Source organism: Actinoplanes sp. NPDC020271 (assembly GCF_044388125.1).
Lineage (GTDB): Bacteria > Actinomycetota > Actinomycetes > Mycobacteriales > Micromonosporaceae > Actinoplanes.
Genome location: NZ_JBIRWQ010000039.1, coordinates 37,949 through 55,065 on the forward strand (window position 1 = coordinate 37,949; position 17,117 = coordinate 55,065).

9 protein-coding genes are annotated in these 17,117 nt (G+C 63.3%); 5 read left to right on the forward strand and 4 right to left on the reverse strand.

The genetic code is table 11. The features are described from left to right. The first annotated feature begins 422 nt into the window (after positions 1-422). Positions 423-992 carry a hypothetical protein gene (locus tag ACH442_RS44040; RefSeq protein ID WP_396344145.1) on the forward strand — a complete coding sequence of 190 codons (570 nt, stop codon included), beginning with the start codon at positions 423-425 and terminating at the stop codon, positions 990-992. A gap of 134 nt (positions 993-1,126) precedes the next feature. Here ACH442_RS44040 and ACH442_RS44045 read toward each other — a convergent pair whose 3' ends face one another. Both ACH442_RS44045 and ACH442_RS44050 read right to left on the reverse strand, forming a co-directional pair. Further along, positions 1,127-3,988: a tetratricopeptide repeat protein gene (locus tag ACH442_RS44045; RefSeq protein ID WP_396344146.1), complete on the reverse strand. Its 2,862-nt coding sequence runs from the start codon at positions 3,986-3,988 to the stop codon at positions 1,127-1,129. A gap of 313 nt (positions 3,989-4,301) precedes the next feature. Further along, entirely contained in the window at positions 4,302-6,995 is a 2,694-nt protein-coding gene (locus ACH442_RS44050; protein ID WP_396344147.1) for an AAA family ATPase, read from the reverse strand. 204 nt (positions 6,996-7,199) lie between these two features. Here ACH442_RS44050 and ACH442_RS44055 point away from each other — a divergent pair, with 204 nt between their 5' ends. Together ACH442_RS44055 and ACH442_RS44060 are read left to right on the forward strand one after the other, a co-directional pair. Further along, a complete protein-coding gene (locus tag ACH442_RS44055; protein WP_396344148.1) occupies positions 7,200-9,278 on the forward strand; it encodes a hypothetical protein in 2,079 nt (692 codons plus the stop codon). Between the two features lie 317 nt (positions 9,279-9,595). Then, entirely contained in the window at positions 9,596-10,588 is a 993-nt protein-coding gene (locus ACH442_RS44060; RefSeq protein WP_396344149.1) for a hypothetical protein, read from the forward strand. A gap of 255 nt (positions 10,589-10,843) precedes the next feature. Here ACH442_RS44060 and ACH442_RS44065 read toward each other — a convergent pair whose 3' ends face one another. Next, a complete protein-coding gene (locus tag ACH442_RS44065) occupies positions 10,844-12,013 on the reverse strand; it encodes a tyrosine-type recombinase/integrase (RefSeq protein WP_396344150.1) in 1,170 nt (389 codons plus the stop codon). A 1,124-nt stretch (positions 12,014-13,137) separates the two neighbouring features. Between ACH442_RS44065 and ACH442_RS44070 the strand changes: the two genes are divergently transcribed. Together ACH442_RS44070 and ACH442_RS44075 are read left to right on the forward strand one after the other, a co-directional pair. Further along, positions 13,138-15,441, forward strand: coding sequence for a DNRLRE domain-containing protein (locus ACH442_RS44070; RefSeq protein WP_396344151.1), 2,304 nt, complete (start codon positions 13,138-13,140; stop codon positions 15,439-15,441). Continuing rightward, the gene (locus tag ACH442_RS44075; RefSeq protein WP_396344152.1) at positions 15,441-16,172 is read left to right on the forward strand and encodes a hypothetical protein; all 732 of its coding nucleotides are present in this window, start codon (positions 15,441-15,443) and stop codon (positions 16,170-16,172) included. Before ACH442_RS44070 ends, ACH442_RS44075 begins: the two co-directional genes overlap by 1 nt. Before the next feature lie 62 nt (positions 16,173-16,234). Here ACH442_RS44075 and ACH442_RS44080 read toward each other — a convergent pair whose 3' ends face one another. Further along, positions 16,235-16,861 carry a hypothetical protein gene (locus ACH442_RS44080; protein WP_396344153.1) on the reverse strand — a complete coding sequence of 209 codons (627 nt, stop codon included), beginning with the start codon at positions 16,859-16,861 and terminating at the stop codon, positions 16,235-16,237. Positions 16,862-17,117: the final 256 nt, after the last annotated feature.

A 17,117-nucleotide genomic window follows, 5' to 3' on the forward strand; every position in this document is an offset into this window, starting at 1 on the left:
GTGCCCGCGTTTTTTACGATCTGCTGAAGCAGACCGTCATCAGATTTAGCAGATCTAATGATAAATCGCGGATCTGCTTGATCGCTGCCACGGGGCGCGTAGTTTATCGACCGGGTGGTGGGAACGTATGCGGACGGCGCGCGGGATTGGCTACGGCGGTTGTTTTAGGTTCTGGCCCACTTTCCGTGGTCTTGAGTGTCGTCGAATCTTTTCACCGCTTCGCCGCGCTCCCGGTCGATGTCGCAGCCGAGCCCGAGCAGGATGGTGACGGGGTCCGCGCCCTTAGACCAGCCTGCTCATACATATGACCCGGTGAAGACGTATGACACGCCAGGCGAAATATGGTCAGAATCTTTACGGCGAGCGCAGCTTGTCGCCGACGTCGAAGGTCAGTCGGCCGGGAACAGGGCAGGAGCACCGTAGTGGATGCCGTGGAAGCGCTAGCTGCAGCGGCCGGTATTGAGCTAGGTGCCGGTCCAGGGCCGGACTGGGAAACCGTTGAGCGTTCGCTCGACGGGCTGAGCTTGCCGAAGGACTACAAGCGGTTGGTGGACGGTTTCCCTCACGGGCGGTTTAAAGAGTTGGTCATGGTGATCCGGCCCGGCATCCAGGGCGGATCATGGGACGACTACCTCGGCTACTACGCTTCGTCGTTGGACACGATCCGAGCTTGGCGTGCGGGCGGCTTCGGCACCTACCCATACCCTCTCTATCCGGAGGAAGGCGGTCTGCTGCCGTGGGGTGCCTCGCCGAGAGCATCGCTGTTTTTTTGGCTGACCGAGGGTGCCGATCCGGATGCCTGGACGGTGGTTTGGGCGGACGAAGCCTACGAGAAGTGGGGCGCCTTTCCGGGAACCATGTCGGAGTTTCTGCTCAAGGTCGTCAACGACTCGCCTGCTGGGATGGCGGAGTTGGCGGCGGGTGACTTGACGACAAATCCCGTGTTCCGGGCGTTCGGGCCCGGTTATGTAGTCGAACGGCCAAGAGAGTAAGCCAACACGATCATCAGGCACAGGCGGGTTCGTGAACTATCTAATGGGGAGAGTAGCGCTCTGTGAGACGTCCAGGTTCGCTTTGCCGATTCCGTTCCGTCGGCCGCTGGCGAGGGTTTTCGGGCGGGCGGTTCTCACACGGGTTCGTCGGTGTCGGGGTCGAAGCCGAATCGGCGCAGATAGTTTGCTTCCGTGATGCGGCCCTGTGCTTGCAGAGCCTCGGCCAGCCGGTCGACTGCCGTGTAGGTGCCGGCATCGACTTCAGTACGCAACTGGGCTAACTGTCCCTGTGTTGCCAGTGTGGTCGTCAGCAACTCGGCGGCGAACTCGTCGCCGTCGTAGGCGAGTCTGCGGATGGCGTCGAGTTGGCCATGCCGTGCGCTGAACGTGAGTATCCGCTGGTGGTGTTGTTCAGAGGCCAGCCACTGATCTGCGGGTTCCGGTATCGCGTTCAGCAGTGCTGAGGCTTCGTTGAGCCGGCCGGCGCATGCCAGTAGTTCAGCATGGTGCCACGGGTCGGTTCCGCCGTGGGCGACGTATAGGGCCAGGGCGTCGACGGGGTTGCCGCGATCGGCAAGAAGGAGGCTGTATCGCAGCAGGGCGGCATGATCGCCGTTGACGGCTCGTTGTCGCAGTTGCTCCTCTCGGGCCGTCGTTGCGAGGTGTTCTGCCAGGGCACCTGCGGCGTCGAGGTCGCCCTCGTCTGCGTAGAGGCACAGCAGGTCGATGCGACCGTGGTCGGCCAACAATTGAGCGGTCACTGGCGGTGAGACCGACCACGACAGATCCTCGTAGCGGGACTCCTCGGGTACGTCGAACCGGTGGATGGCGGCGACCTCGTCGAGACGTCCGGCTTCGGCCAGTACACGCACCAGGTCATCGGCCCAGGTTTCCTCGCGTTTGACGAGGTCATGAAGCAGGTCAAGGGCTTCGTCGCACTGGTCGGTGTCCCGGTAGTAGCGCACGAGCCGGTGGACCGCGCACCAGTCGTCCCCGTGGCTGCCGGTGGCTCTTGCTCGCAGGTCATCGATGCGGCCGGCGGTGACCAGCAGATCGGCGCGTAGCGTGTCGGCGCGCATGTCCGGGTCGTCGTCGGAATCGGTCATTACCGACTCCAGAAGGTCCAAGGCCTGGTCGATGTCGCCGACGCTCGCGTGGACTTCGGCGAGCCGCCATCGCACATACATGTTGTCGCGGTCGCACTGCTGAAGTCGCTGGAGCGCGGTGTCTGGTCGGCCGGCGCGTTGCAGGATCTCGCTGATCGCGATCTCGCCGATCCAGGATCCCAGCGAGTCAGCGAACGCGACGATCTCGTCGATGCGGCCTTGGCGTTCGTAGATGTCGGCGAGCCGGTCAGCGGGGTGCTGCCAGGAGCGTGACCGGGAAGCGGTGTAGCGGTATAGCGGTTCGGCGTGGCGGTAAAGACCGCGGTCGTAGGCGCTGTCGGCAAGGCGTTCGGCGTCTTCACGATCGTGGATGTGGGTGGTCAGTGCCTGCCATGCGGCGGTGGGTAGCCGCTCGGTGCGGCGTGTTCGACGGCCGTGTTGCAGCACGTAGTCGGTGACGGTGTAGCCGGTTACGGCGCTCATGTGTTCGGCGACAGCGTCCAGTACCGCGGTGGCGCCCAACAGCACGGTGGTGGCGTAGGTCAGTGATCGGTCGAGCCAGTCCGGTGGGGCTGCGGCACGTTCGCGGGGGCTCAGGTAGGCCGGCACCAGGTCAGTGAGGAGGTTGCGGGGAAGAGGCGATGTCCAGCCGAGGCGGCGGGCGTCGACGGCTGCGGTGATCAGTGCCCGGCTATAGGTGTCGGGCGGGTGCAGCCAGGCACGTACGAGGGCAGGGCCGGCGGCCAGGATCTGGGTGATGCCGTGGTCTGGGGTGTCCACGGCGATCTGGATGCGCGCGTCGCGGCGAGCGAGTTCGGTGGCGTTGCGCCGCTCGCGTGGCGAGAAGCTGCTGGGTACTTCTTCGACGTGGGCGAGTTCGAGTAGTTCTCGGTGGGTTGCTGAGGTGTTGTCTCGGTCGCTGTGTGTGCGTGCCAGCCTGGGGTGGTACTCGTCGGGCCAGAGCGTCGCGACGATGATCGCCGCGTGGTCGAGAGCGTCGCGGATGACGTCGGCGGTGAGTCGCTGCGGGCCGGTCAGGAATCGCTGAAGTTCGTCGAGCCAGATGACCGTCTGCGGCGGTGGTGACGAGAGCCGTGCACGGAGATCGCCGTCGGGTGCGGGCCGCAGCAGGGACCACTGCGGTACGACGGCCCGGACGGCTTCGTAGAGGGTGCGGGTCTTGCCGACGCAGGATCCGCCCAGTAGGAGGATGAAGCCGCCCCGGCCGGCGGCGTCGGTGAGCCGATCACGGAGTTGCCGGTCGATGTCGCGGCTAATGTAGGGCGGCGGGTCGGTGGAGTCGGCGCTGGTGATCGCGGCGTGGACTCCGAGCCGTCGGGGGTCGACGTCAGCAACGCGCACCAACGGGAGTGTTCTGTCCGCCGGTGCCGGGCCTGCTGGCGGAAAGTAGCGCTGACGTAGTGCTGCGGCGTCGTCGCGTATTAACAGGTGCCGCAGATGGACGGCCGACCACAACCTGATGTTCAAGTGGTGCTGGTGTTCTTGTGCCATGGCCCAGGTGTCGAACCATCGGCGTTCGGCTGGCGGCAGCACGCATGGCACGCACAATGTCCACGCGGTGACGGTGAAGCCCTCGGTGGTGGCCTGGGTGATCAGCCGTTGGAAGGAAGAGCGGACCTTGTTGCGCTGGCTTTCGCCGCTCCATTCGAGGAAGAACTTCGACTGCCAGACCATGATCGAGGTATCGAGCCGTCCGACGTAGGTGTCGATGCCCCAGTCACTACCGCTGGGCCCGGCGACTTCGTCGGCCTGCGGGAACTGCACCGTGACCAGTTCGGTGATGAACTGTTGAAAGGTGGCTCGCGCGCCGGCGTCGCTGCTGGCGTTCCAAAGCAATGTCCTGAACAGCACGGTGGCCTGCGGCAGCATCGCCACCTCCTCATCAGTCAGGACGGTTTCCGGCGGGAGTTCCGGCTGGCTACGACGCTTTGCGGTGGCTGTCGTTGCCCGTGCATGACCCGGTTGCTCCGTTCCTCATCGCCAATGGTGAGCGGTGCGGTGCGGAAGCGCTACGACGAGAGGGCAGACGGGGGTATTCGCCCGCCTGCACGTCAAAGCCGAAGCGATGGTGCGAACGTTGGTCGGCCGTGCAGTCGGCGTAGAGACGCGGTTGAGATGTCGCTATCAGCGGCCGACGCTGCTTCCGGCCGCGCGTCAAGCATCTCCGTGCATGAGCACGCCTCTAATGCACTGATGATCCGAGCTTCACGGTGCGGCGCTTGAACGGCACGGGACCGCCTTCGAGGTGGTACAGCGTCAGAGCGTTGAGGTCATGTCGTTCCAACGACCCCGTTGCTTCGACGACGCCGTTCTTGGCATCCGAGGTCAGGGTGACGATCATCTCGGCGTCGGCGGAAACGACGAGACCCGGGCTTCGAGTGGCGAAAATGTACTGCCGGCCACCGCGCAGATCACGAAGTTTGGCCACGAGGTACTCCTCGATCCATGGTGCGTGAAGCGCGTCTTCGGGTTGATCGATGATGAGCGGATCGTTGCCGTCGGCCAGTGCGATGATCAGGATGGCAGTGCATTTCTGGCCGTGGGCAAGCCTCTCGATGGGCACATACCCGTCGTTGATGTGCTTGCGGAACTCGACTGACAGGCCGTCGTGGAGGTCGAGCGTCTGCAGCCGCAGAAAGTCCTCGATGACGCCCTTCTCGGTGACGTGCTCGAACAAGGTCTCGATGTGCCTACGTTCCGCGCCGGTGGCGGTACAGACACCGTCGATGTCGCCGTCGAGGAACGATCGGACGAGTTTCACCGGCGTGGAGTTCTCGCACACCTGCTGAAGGACCGGGCCGCGCAGCCGCGATCCTCTGGCTATGGCTGTCAGATCGTTGAGATAGATTGCGTCGTCGTTTTCGGCGAGCATCTTGATCCGTACGATGCCGCCCATCAGCTTGTTGAGCGCGTCGATCCGGGCGTCGCGGCGCCGGCGTCGCTGCTTGCGCTCCCCCAACAGCTCTGCGATCAGCTCTTCTCGATAGGCCTTTGCCGTGGTCAGGTTCGGCAGGAGTTCCTCGTCCAGTCGGGTCTGCTGGGTGTCGAGCTTGGCTTTCTCCGTTTGCAGTTCCACCAGGCGGGTGCGCAGCGCAGCGAGCCCTCTGTTGTCAACGTCGATGCGGCTGACGGCCTCGGCGAGCTCGCGGTCGAAGCGCCGGTATCGCTCGGTCCATTCCTGGCGGATAGCCGCCAGTTCTTTGTTGACTGTCAACAGGACCTGCGACAGCTGGGCGTTCGCGGCCTCGACGGTGTCGCTCAACTGGGTGAGCGCTGTCTGTGTTCGCTCGTAGAGGTCACGGTTATCGGCGACGGCTGCCGTCGGGCTGCGGAACTTGTCCCAGCCGTCGGTCCGGATGGGGACCTTCAGTTCGGGGATGCCGACCAGGGTTTCGAACAGTGCCTTCTCTGCGCTCCAACTGCCCTGCATCGCGACGGTTCCTCCGTCGAACAAGCCCGACAACTCGTCCAGCCGTTTCTCCACTTCCGGGAGGGTCTGAAGCGTCTTACGGGTTTGGGCGATCTTCGCCTCGAGGGAGCTGATGAACCGGCCGTTGTCGTTGAGCCGGCCGATCGTCTCCGCCTCGCGAATCTCGAACTCGTTCAGGTCGAGGCCGGCGTCGATGAGTGCCATCCGGCCGACTGGTGTCCGGGCGTACTCGATCACTTCACTCTGTGAGAAGCCGGTGATCGCGATCCTTCCGGACAGGCCGGTCATCTGCTCGGTGTCACCGATGAACTCCGGCTCGGTGGATCCATCCTCGAAGTACGCACGCCGGACGAGGCATCGAGCGTGCCCGCGGGTGAGCACGACTTCGACGGTGGCTCCCGACGTCAGCGCGTACTTGAGCCGAGACTCGACTTCCGTGCGCACCTGCGGGAAGTCCGTGGCATCAGTTTGCTGGTCCAGCGCGAACCGGATCAGCTCGATGAGCAGCGACTTACCTGCTCCTGTCCCGCCGAGCAGGCAATTGAGGTCGCCGGAGAATTCGAACTGCTGACCGTCGAGGAACCCACCGGTTACTGTCACGGACTCAATCACCGTATGCGTGGGCTGCGCCGGTTCGACAAGGCTGACTCGCAGTGACGGGTCCGCCAAGGCATGCCGGAGGCCGCAAAGGTCAGGTTTCGAGGCTTTGATCCACGTGCGACGGTTGCCAATGCCGTGAAGGACGTGAGTGCTGGCGCCCGATGCGGTCGTATCCGAGCTGCGGACGATCGCGATGTCGCGCTTGCCTTGCAGGCGTGTCTTGACCCGTTCCGCCTCGGTGAGCTCGACGATCTCGACGGCAGAAATGGCCGGATCCAGCAAGGTTTGGTTGACGTGGTCCGCCACTGGAATTCTGAGCAGGCCCTTTTCGCGGTCGGCGTGTGCGGTGATCGCCAGACCGCCCCGCGTGGCGATGATCTTGGCGGTGTCGGCGAAGCCCGTACGCAACGCTTTGTGAAGGTCGCCGTGGTCGGCACGAAGAACCTTCAGTTCCACGAGCACGTCCTCGATGAAGTGCGCTGGTGTCCCCTGCTCCCAGATGGCGAGCAGGTGCCCCTCGGCGGTGCTCAGTTCCACACCGGGCAGCACCACGAGCGGTGTGCCCTTGGCTGCTTCGGCCATCGCGTCACACCAGCCGGCGGTGTTGTGATCGGTGACGGCGATCGCATGCAGCCCCACGGCGAGGGCCGCGTCGACGATCTGCCGAGCTTCGCTGGCGCCGTACGTATCGACATCAACGTCGCCTGATGCCGGGGTGTGTACGTGAAGGTCAATGGCCCAGAACCGCGCGGGCCCGTGCTTGGCGCCACCCGGAGCCGCCGCCTGGGCGCCGTCGGTGTGCGGTGTCCCTACCGTCAAAGCACTTGCTCCGTGTTCCCTCACCATCGACCGAGCATCCGGATGGACACATTAACGATCCGCGACCACATTGGTGACGCGACACTCGAGAACCGCTGTGCGAACAGGTTGCCGCGGACAGGAGTCAGGGATGTTGATGTTGCCGCGACTGCGGGGGCACTTGGATCGATCAATGTCGCAAGCCACCATGATCGACATTCCGTAACGATCGCATCGGTAACCTCGACGCTTATGACGCAGTTGAGGCGATGGCTGGAACGGCCCGGCAGTGACCACCTCGATCATCTTGCGGAGCTGGACGACCTCGTTCACGCCTTCGAACGTCAGCAGCCTCAGATCACACACGTGGATCTGCTGGTGGCGTTGCTGAGGCGCCCCGAGCCCACGCCTGTCCTGGTGCAGGCATTGACTCGCTGCTGGGCGGGCCTACAGGCAGACGTCGTTGCCTTCCAGCAGGGAGAGAAGCGTTTCGCAGAACGTCGTCTCGCCACACGGCTGAGCACCGAAGCCGATGGCTTCCTGCACCAGTGGCTCGCTCTCGAGCTTGCTCGAGATGTGGTGCGGCCCCGCGACCCTGCAGAGCTGAACGCGCTGCTGTTCTTGGCCGACACGGATGCGCGCATGTTCAGGCATCTGCTCGCGCCGGCCATCTCGGACGCCCATACGACGCCGCCGTGGAGCTTCGACCGGATCCTGTCCGGCGCCCGTACCGTCCTGGCCCGCGACTACGGGCTGGCGCGTGTGCCCGACGTCAACGCCTTGAACGCGATGGCGGGCCGGGCAGCGGTCTCCCTCAGCCATGCTTCGTTCCTCAAGGTTCTGGAGGAGACGCCGCACGGAGGCGACCTGCGGGTGCTGGCGGAGGTCGCTCGATTCGACAGGGGTCTGGCGCTTCACTTGGGAGGCGCGGCATCGATGACGTCGGACAGATCGCTGCTCGTGGCCAGCCTGCAGCATCCGCTCCTGAGCGACGATGCCGTCGACGCGCTCCGCCTGCTCTCCATGGATTTGCACCAGCAGTATGTTGCCGACACTGGTAAGGCTGTTGGGCTGCTACTAAAACAGCGAGATCTGCCTCGAACGGCAGACTCCGTCGCCGGAATTCTCCAGCGGGAGCTCGCTGAAGTCGCCGACCACCCGGTTGTCGCCGTAGCGACGCTGTGGGCCGAGCTGGCGCAGTTGGCCGAGTACGGCAGGAACCGCTCCGGTCGCGCCTATGACGACGAGGTGCGTGGTGTGCTCGATCAGCTGGCTGAACATGCGAGCCGCTTCCCTGCGGCTTGGGAAGTGAGCATGCAAGACCTACTTCACGAGGTCACGTACCTGGGTAAGAACGCCGCCGATCTGATCGCCTACGCGGCCACCAGAAGCGACCGTGTCCGCGCTGCTGTCGAAACAATCGCAGGAGCACCAGCAACACCGGTGACGGTCGGTCACCGGGCCCGAGGCATCGTTGCCCGCATCGGCGGATCCATGCCACCGGACCACCATTTCCAAAATTGGCTCGCGGCGACGTCGGCTCAGGCCTTCGACGGGATCCCGGTGACACCGCGACCGCTGTCGTCGCTGTCCCGGACATGGCTTGCCTCGCTGGATCTCGAGGACGCCCTGTCTGCGACGCTGCGTGAAGCATTACGACGATTTGGGGACTGGGTGCGGTCGCAAGGCGCCGCGCTGGAGGAGACCGGGACTGGAGTGCTGCTGAGCAGAATCGAAGCTGCCTTCGAGGCTGCTCGCCTACGTGTGGAAGCCGGCGGCCGCGACGCTACCGGCCGACAGGTCTCGGTCAGCCACCGCCCCGTCACCAAGAAGGAGGAACAAACGTGGGGTTGCGATATCGCGCTAGTGCTGGACGTGGAACTTCCGACCACGATCACGATGTACGCCGCTGCCCTGGTGCAGGTCAAGAAGTCTGAGGCGATCAAAGAGCGGGCTGCGACGCATCCGCGGACCCATGAACGCTGGAAGATCGACCTCGCTCAACTCACCGACCTTCAGAACATGTCCGAGGCATCGTTCTACTGGTTACTGACCAGCGACGGAGACGTGCTCTGCGTCCGCGCCCAATGGGTCAACGGTATGGCTGCCGGCAGTGGGGCCCTCGAGACGACTCAGCGCACCTTCACACTCGGATACGACAAGGTCCGACACGCTTGCGTAGGATTGGACCAGTTCCTGCCCGAACTTTTCCTCGGTGCCTGGGTCGGCGACACCCGACAGGTCACGCTGGACTTCGCCCGCGGCAGGACTGGGCTCGTGCCCCGGCATTTGTTTGAAGTCGCCATCCATATCTCAGCGGAGCAAGGTTGATCTTCCTTGGGGCTGGTTCGTATGGGCGGGAGAGCGGCGTCCAGGGCTGGGACCGAACGTTCGCGGGGAGCTACTTATCGGGTGGTTTTTGCATTTTAGTCCCAGGAAGCCATGGCTGTCGTTGGAGCTCTTGACTCCTAAGGCTTCCGCGGGTGCCCCTCTGCGGGCTATAGTCCACGCGCCAGGGTTGCTGACCGTATCAGCGACACCAGCATTATTTCTTCCTCGTCAGGGGTTGCGGTCGTACCGCGTCCACCAGCGGGTCGTCAAACAGCAACATCGGCCGGGCTGTCGGTCACCCTCTTGGAGTTGCGCTAATGCTCGCTCATGAAGACAATTCAGACACCATCGTCCCTGTGAAGTTTTTTTGCGAACACTCTTCCTCGAAGAGCCGGGTGTTCGTGTTGCTGAAACGCCACCGTCATGCGCAATCCTTGCATGCAGTCCTCAGCTGTACTGATCGAGTCTTGGCGCACCGCGTGGCGCGGATTCTCAATCGGGCCGCCGAATCGGGACGCGGCAAGAGAATTGCAACTGAGGGGGAACGTATTGCTGCTCTCCTCCCAGTGGCGCCCGCCTCATCTTTTCGCCAAGCACTGGACAGGGCTTTTTCCCAGTCATGGCCTGAGGACAGGGTAATTTCTGTAGGCCTGGGAGAACTACTCGACAGCAGCCAGGGAGGCAGTGAGGAATCAGATTCCCCGGACTTCAGGAGACTGTTCCTCATCGATGAGGACGACGAGGATTGGCAGCTCACCCCACGGACGGCCTACGTCCTGCACGCCGCGCTGAGCACGCTATCCGACTGGGCTTATGACGACGTCAACGAACACGGCGACGAGCCCGTCAAAGAGCGCGATAGCGGCGATTGGTACATGCTGGATCGTTTACCGAGATTGTCGTGGCGGCAAGACGCTCAGTGGCGACGCCAGATCGCCCGCGCGGCGGACGACCTTTGCCAGGATCTTGAGTCAGGCCAATGGCCGATCCCCCGCTGCAACGCCGAGGAATTGTGTCTTCACCTTGCCATCGAAGACGCCCAGGGGATTGCCGAGATTTACGAAGATGATCCGGCTCTGACGGAGGACCTTCCGGCGCATCCTGACGATTTTGACTGGGAGACCTGCTCCGAGGACTTCTTTCAGGATCACGACGTACTTCTCCTGGATGAACGATGGGCCGATGGCATTGAGGATCCGGATGGCGACTTGAACATGTCCGCGGGAATAGGTGATCTGCGCCCTCAGAACTGGTTCCGTTGGTTCGACAACGTCAGCCCGAGAGATCGGCACCGCGGCTTCCGTCGCTGACCGGTCCTCCCTGCCACGTCGTGCCTGACTGTCCGCTAGACGCGACCGCCTCGGTGCGCGGGCGACAGGGCCGTCAGCAGGTCATGTGATCACGCACGTCGCACCCGGATACCCCTCGACTGGTCTACGAGACGGCACTCGTCTCGTAGACCAGCAAGATCACCATTAGCGACCTGAGAATCCGATCGGCCATATCTGCGCCGGCGGCAGAACGACGAAGGTGCAAGCCTGGAGGGCCGGATGAATCAGGGTGACCTACTTACGCCGTCCGAGCGTGTCCAGTACATCCGTGACGTCCGGCGCGAGCTTCGGCTTGGCGATGTAGTAGGCCTTGGTCACCTCTTCGCTGGCGTGTCCGAGCTGGCGTGAGGCTTCCTGGGTTTTGCCGGCATCGCCAAGCGCGGTGGCTACGGTCTTGCGGAACACGTGCAGGGTCACCCAGTCGAGGCCAGCTTGGTTTCGTACCTCGCGCCATTGCCGGCCGACGTTGTAGGGCGAGAGCCAGGTGTTGTTGCGGCTCTTGAAGACCGCATCGATGGTCGCGACGTCCCGGACGGGGTGCTCACGGTCGTTGTAGCGGCGCCAGAACACGTTGGTCACGAAACTCGGCAAGATCACCGTGCGGAAACCAGCGTCGGTCTTCGTGCGGTCCTGCCGCGAGAAGCCCTGTCCTTTGATGAAGATGATCGTCCCGCAGATCGTCGCGGTCGGGCGGTCGTCGTCGAGGTCGATGTCTTGCCAGCGCAGGGCCAGGACTTCGCCGATGCGGGCGCCGGTGGCGATCAGTACCTCGACGATGTCAGCGAGGTTGCCGTTGCGCCGGGGGCCAGCGCTGCGTCGGCGCTGCCGGGTCTCGATGGCCGTACGGATGATGCTGAGTTCGTCCGATGTGAGGGCGCTGATCAGTTTCTTGGGTCGGGGTAGTTGCCCGACTTCGCGGATGGGGTTGGTCGCGATGGCGCCGTGTCTCACTGCCACCGACAGCATCTGTTTCAGGACGACTTTGGCATTGCGTGCCTGCGACGGCTTGGCCTTGGCCAGCGCTTTGAGGAACCGGTCCAGCCGACCCACCGTCAGGTCGTTGATCAAGAGGTCACCGAATGCCGGCAGCACCGTTTGACGCAGGCAGCCGGTGTAGCGATCAACGGTCTGGGCAACGACCCGGGCTTCGAGCCGGAGTTCTTCCAGCCATAGATCGGCGAGGCTGCTCACTCGCGTCGTAGCGCTCAGTTCGCGCTGGGCGCGGTCGCCGAGCTTGGTGATCAGCCTGATTTCCGCCCGTTGGCGGCTACTTTCGTAGGCTTCGACGACGCGAGTGACGTCGTCGATGTCCCGGAAGCTAGCCCACGCCCGCCATCTGCCTTGGCTCTGCTCGACGTGGCGGATAGGACCCCAGCTTCCGACGGGGATGCGCTGTCTTGGCATCTACATGCCAGCTGTCTCGCGTAGGGCACGGGACTGCTCAAGGCATCCGCCTTGGGATCCTGCTGTTCTTGCGAGGGTCAATGTTCGCGGCGGTCTGTCGGCGGTTCCGGAGCCGAACCGGCTGGCTGGCTCGCCGGGAAGCACCCCGGTACGCGGCGTCCGGCCAGACTCCTGGTGCTTGGTGGTCACTGCTTCAGTGTGCCGGGCGGCTTGGCCGCGCAGAACGATCCGTAGAGATCTGGCCAGTTATTTCCCGGCCTAGCGTCCTGAGTCGTTAAGTCGATGTCGGTGGGTACACAGGATGCCTTCTCCGGTAGCCGTTCCGATCGTGCTCACCGACGACGAGCGTGAGCAGCGGCTCGCGTGGTCGCGCAGGCCGTCGTCGGCGCAGGCTCTTGCTGCCCGGTCGCGAGTCGTTCTGGCCTGCGCCGAGGCTGGTACCAGCACGAACACGGAGATCGCAGTGCAGTTGGGATCTCGCGCAACGTGGTGCACAAGTGGCGTAACTGGTTCGCCGTCGATCGCCTCGATGGCCTGCCCGACGAGCCGCGGCCGGGGCCGGCCAGCATGATCGCCGACACGGACTCGAACGGGTTATCACCACCACCTTGGAAGCCACGCCGAGGGGCGCCCCCCATTGGTCGACCGGTCAATGGCAGCCCACGTCCGGCTGTCCCAGCCCCCGGTCACCCGGATATGGCGGGCCTTCGGCCTGCGATCTCAAACCGCCCTCTAAAAGTCTTCTGAGTTGCCTCATGGTTGCCAAAGCAGCGCCGATAGCTTCCTCCGCACTGTCCGCTCGTCGAACATTGTCTGGAGTTCACAGCATGTTGGGAAGTTCTGACCACCCTCCTCATCATTCGCACGCTGGGCGAAGTTTGCGGTCTTGGGTGTCTGCTTCGCTACCCCTCGCTTTGGCAGCGGGCGTTTTCAGCGTACCGGCACCAGCTGCTGCCGCGGTGCCTGGTGATGGTTGGCATACACCGAAGGCGTCCGGACCTGGCGATGACGTTGCTTCGGCGTTTGCGGCTGCGCGTTCGAACAGGCTGAAGACGGAGGTCGTGTCGCAGCGAACTGAGGCGTCAACGACTTGGGCGAACCCGGACGGCACACTGAGCACCCAAATGGACGCCGGGCCGATTCGGTTCAAGCGCGACGGCGCCTGGGTAGACATTGATTCTCACCTGGTTCGCGACGCTAACGGGGAAGCGCGTCCCGCGGCACACCCCCAAGGCTTGAAGATGTTTTCCGGCGATCTTCCGACGTTGCGCGGCAAACAGGGCGACCGGGATCTGCTGACGTCATCGGAGGGCACCTCTGCGGGCTTGAGCCTTGCATGGCGCGGCTGGCTGCCAGCTCCCGAGATCGCCGGCGACACCGCCACCTACCGCGATGTAACGTCCGGGACCGACGTCAAAATCACGACAACGGCCACGGGCTTCCTGCAACACACGGTGATCAAGTCACGACCCACCGGACCGGTGTCGTTCACGATGCCGCTGAAACTCGACGGTCTGAGCCCGCGAATGAAGGATGGCGCTGGGGTCGACTTCCTCCGGGCCGACGGCACCGTGGTCGCCACCATGCCCGCGCCACAAATGTGGGCGGCAAACCTAGATCCGGTGTCACAGGCGCCAAGCAAACTTTCTCCCGTCGCGTACACCTTGACATCTAAGCCGTATGGGGTCGACGTCACCCTCACGCCTGACCTGGCCTTCTTGACGGACCCGAAGGTGCAATACCCGGTGATTGTCGACCCGGACATCAACTTCAAGGGCACCCTAGACACGTTCGTCAAAGACGGGGTCACCTCTGATCAGTCCGCGTCCCTGGATCTCCAGATCGGAACCGACAACACCGGGAAGCCTGCACGGGCTTTCCTGAACTGGGACCCGGCATCGATCCGCGGCAAGCAAATTGTTGAGGCGCATCTGGGGTTGTGGAACTCCTATTCCGCCACCTGCGGCAGCCGCGCCATCGATGTCTACTCTGCTGGGCTCGCCACCACTGCCACTCGATGGGCCTACAGCGGATCGGGCACGACCGGACAGCCAGCTATTGGGGCTACTAAGGCCGGATCGACATCTGGATCGAAGGGGCAGGCGTCCTGCGAGGCCGGTTACATCAACACCGACCCGCATCTGCTTGACGCGCTTGTGCAAACCTGGGCCAACACAGCTTCTGGTCAGGTTGGCATGGCGCTGAAGGCTCCGTCGGAAACCGATGTCTCGTACTTCAAAAGGGTCCGGTCCGGCGAGAACACATCCGGAAAACCCTACATGTACGTCACCTACAACAGCCTTCCTCAGATGTTGTATCGGTCCACGACTCCATCGACGGCCCCTGCCGGTTTCGATGGCACGGGCCTAAGTCCGTGTACCGTTGGCGCCAGTCGGCCGGTCATCGGAACGAGCACTCCGGTCTTGAACGCCACCTTCACTGATGAAGTCGCCCTTTCTACAAACGTCACCTTTGAATGGTGGCGAGTGGGCGCCAGCCAGGCCACCGGGACAGCCTCCAACACCGCTGTGCCGGTGGATGAACCGACCATGGTGGCGGTCCCGGCTCTCAGCAACGGTGACTACATGTGGCGCGTGAAAGCCAGCAGCGATGTCGCCACCTCAGCGTGGTCTCCGTGGTGCGAGTTTTCGGTCAACAGGGCAGTTCCGACAGTTACGTCGATCGACTACGTGAGCGAGTCGTCCTCGGGACCGGCGGGGACCCCGGGCGTCTTCACCCTCAACGCGCCAGAAGCCGTCGACGCCGCGGCTTTCCTGTATGGGCTGGACACGACCACTCCAGGCACCGAAGTTGCGCCGGACAGCGGAACCACCTCCGCCACGGTCACCATCACGCCGCCCACCAACGGCGCGCACACCCTTTATGTACGCTCCCGGAGTGCCGCGGGGACCCTGTCACCCACTGCTCAATACCATTTCTACGTGGCCAGCTCGGTAACTCCTCCCGGGGCCGAGATCGCGAACGACCAGGACACGTCTCTCTCGGACTCGACCACGACATCGTCACAGCCGGGAACAGTTGGCGCGCAGGCGGTTAACATGGAGGTCAGCCCCTCGGGATGTGTCGGATCGACCCAAAATCCGCACAGGTCTGGTCACGTGCCCGGAACGATCAACGTAACCGGCAGCACCAAGTGCGCGGTGGCCGTGCAGCAGCTCAAGCTCTGGATCAAACTGTACCGATCGCGCTATTACGGCTGGGAGAAGCGGGGCGACAGCGGCCTCCTCTCTACCTATAAGGGCGTGGCCCCTTCCTGGACCAAGGCCTTTAAGCAGAATGCTGGCTCGCCCCGCTGCGTCGGCGATACTCACGACTGGAAGGGCACATCCTACCATGAGAGCCTTGAGGCCAACGGAAAGTCGTATTACATGAGGACGTCTAAGCAGCAAAACGCTATAACCTGCTAGTGGACTCCAGATCTTCCGTTTCATTGGTCCGGCCGGCGTCGAGCGTCTCGCTCGACGCCGGCCGGTCGGCGTTGAAGCAACCACTGACGAGCAGGGTGCTCACGACGGCGGCGATCCTGTTAACGGCTGTAGGTGTCGGCGGCTGCGGGGATGCGCAACCAAACCGTCCGGCTCCCTTGATGAGTTCGTCATCGGCGGCGGTCGCGGTCTTCGGGGCAAACGCCACCACAACCCCTCCGGTGACGCCGACAGACGGTCAGCTCAGAGCTGTCGGGCCGGGACCTACCCGGATTCCGCCGGTAGCGCTGCTGCGGCAGGGAAACAGTCAGGTGAAAGGCCAGATAGTCTACCGGGATTGGCTCGACCCACATGGCCCCACCGAGGCACAATCAATATCCCGCGAGAAGACGGCCGTTATTACCACCGGGTCCTCGCTGGCCATTCATCTGGCCATCACTGCAGAGCCCGTCCAAATACAGGTTCTGGCTCATGCTGCAGTCGGCGACAACGGCCTTCCCGTTTCCGAGACTCCGCAATATACTTGCGAGCCGAAAAGTGGCGATGGAAACAACCCATGCAACTACTCGATCGGGACCGAGTTGGTTGTCAGGTTTATTCCGGAGAGCTCGTTCAAGCTGATTATCTTGAATGTTGCCTGGTTCGTGCCCGCCGGCATGCGCGTGAACGACGAGCCGGAAGCAGCAGCCGCATGGGCGTTCCCTGTCAGTTGACGAGGCGTTCTCTCGGCGCAAGGCCTCGAAGGGTGGAACCACCGTGATGGGGATGGTGTTCCTTACGGAGCCTCGGCAGCATTGAGGGTATCGCTGTTTCGCGTGACGCTGTCGCGCGCGGCTATCGGCAAGGCTTCGAGATGATCATCAGCGGTCAGCGCTTCGACGCACTCCCGGCCGCCGCCGACGTAGGTGCTGTCGAGATCCGGGTCAGTGGCGACGCACCACGCGTGGTCCTCCGGCCACCATAGGCTCGGAGACTGGAAGTGACCAGGCTCGGACAAGGTTGTGGCCGCCTCTATCGGCCCGGACAGCAATACCATGTCCCGATTGCCGATTCGCACTACTGGGGCTGCCCGGTCGCTTGTTCGCAGGTCTGCACCGGTCCATATGGCGAAATAGCATCGGTTCGGGGTCGAGGTGTGCGCCCCGAGCGTCGCTATCAGCCTGATCACCTGATTGCGGGTCAGTGAGCCCTGCCAAGGGTCGGTGCTCCACAGCGGGGAGTTGCCGTGGGCAAGGGAGCCGGCGATCGACTCCCACTGCATTGAGGCATGCGCCGTCCGGCCGGTGATCTTACAGACATAGCTCCACGTAAGCTCCTCCTCTTTATCCTCCTCTCCGTTGACCTTATTTACGCGTATGACTGGATGAAATACTCGTGCATATGCGGGGAAATCGTAGGTCACGAGTGATCCGACGTCATATCGGGACTCGCGGACGGCGGCAGTGATCCACTGCGCCGGGGCACCGTCATCTGCGGGTACTGCTGTGATCACGGTGAGGCCCCCATCAGCACGCATGATTTGATTTCGTTCGTCGACGACTTTCAGCCATACTCATAATAGTTTTGACCGCCTTCCAGCGCTCCCGGTTTCGCATGAGCGACCGCCCGACTTCTCCTTGCCGATCCTGCGGGCCGGTCGGGATGTCGTCCCGCTTGAC

Bases quoted from the DNA above. Each gene is read 5' to 3' on its own strand.
- ACH442_RS44045 (WP_396344146.1), bottom strand. From the start codon at position 3,988: ATGCTGCCGCAGGCCACCGTGCTGTTCAGGACATTGCTTTGGAACGCC.
- ACH442_RS44050 (WP_396344147.1), bottom strand. From the start codon at position 6,995: ATGGTGAGGGAACACGGAGCAAGTGCTTTGACGGTAGGGACACCGCAC.
- ACH442_RS44055 (WP_396344148.1), top strand. From the start codon at position 7,200: ATGACGCAGTTGAGGCGATGGCTGGAACGGCCCGGCAGTGACCACCTC.
- ACH442_RS44060 (WP_396344149.1), top strand. From the start codon at position 9,596: ATGCTCGCTCATGAAGACAATTCAGACACCATCGTCCCTGTGAAGTTT.
- ACH442_RS44065 (WP_396344150.1), bottom strand. From the start codon at position 12,013: ATGCCAAGACAGCGCATCCCCGTCGGAAGCTGGGGTCCTATCCGCCAC.
- ACH442_RS44070 (WP_396344151.1), top strand. From the start codon at position 13,138: ATGGACGCCGGGCCGATTCGGTTCAAGCGCGACGGCGCCTGGGTAGAC.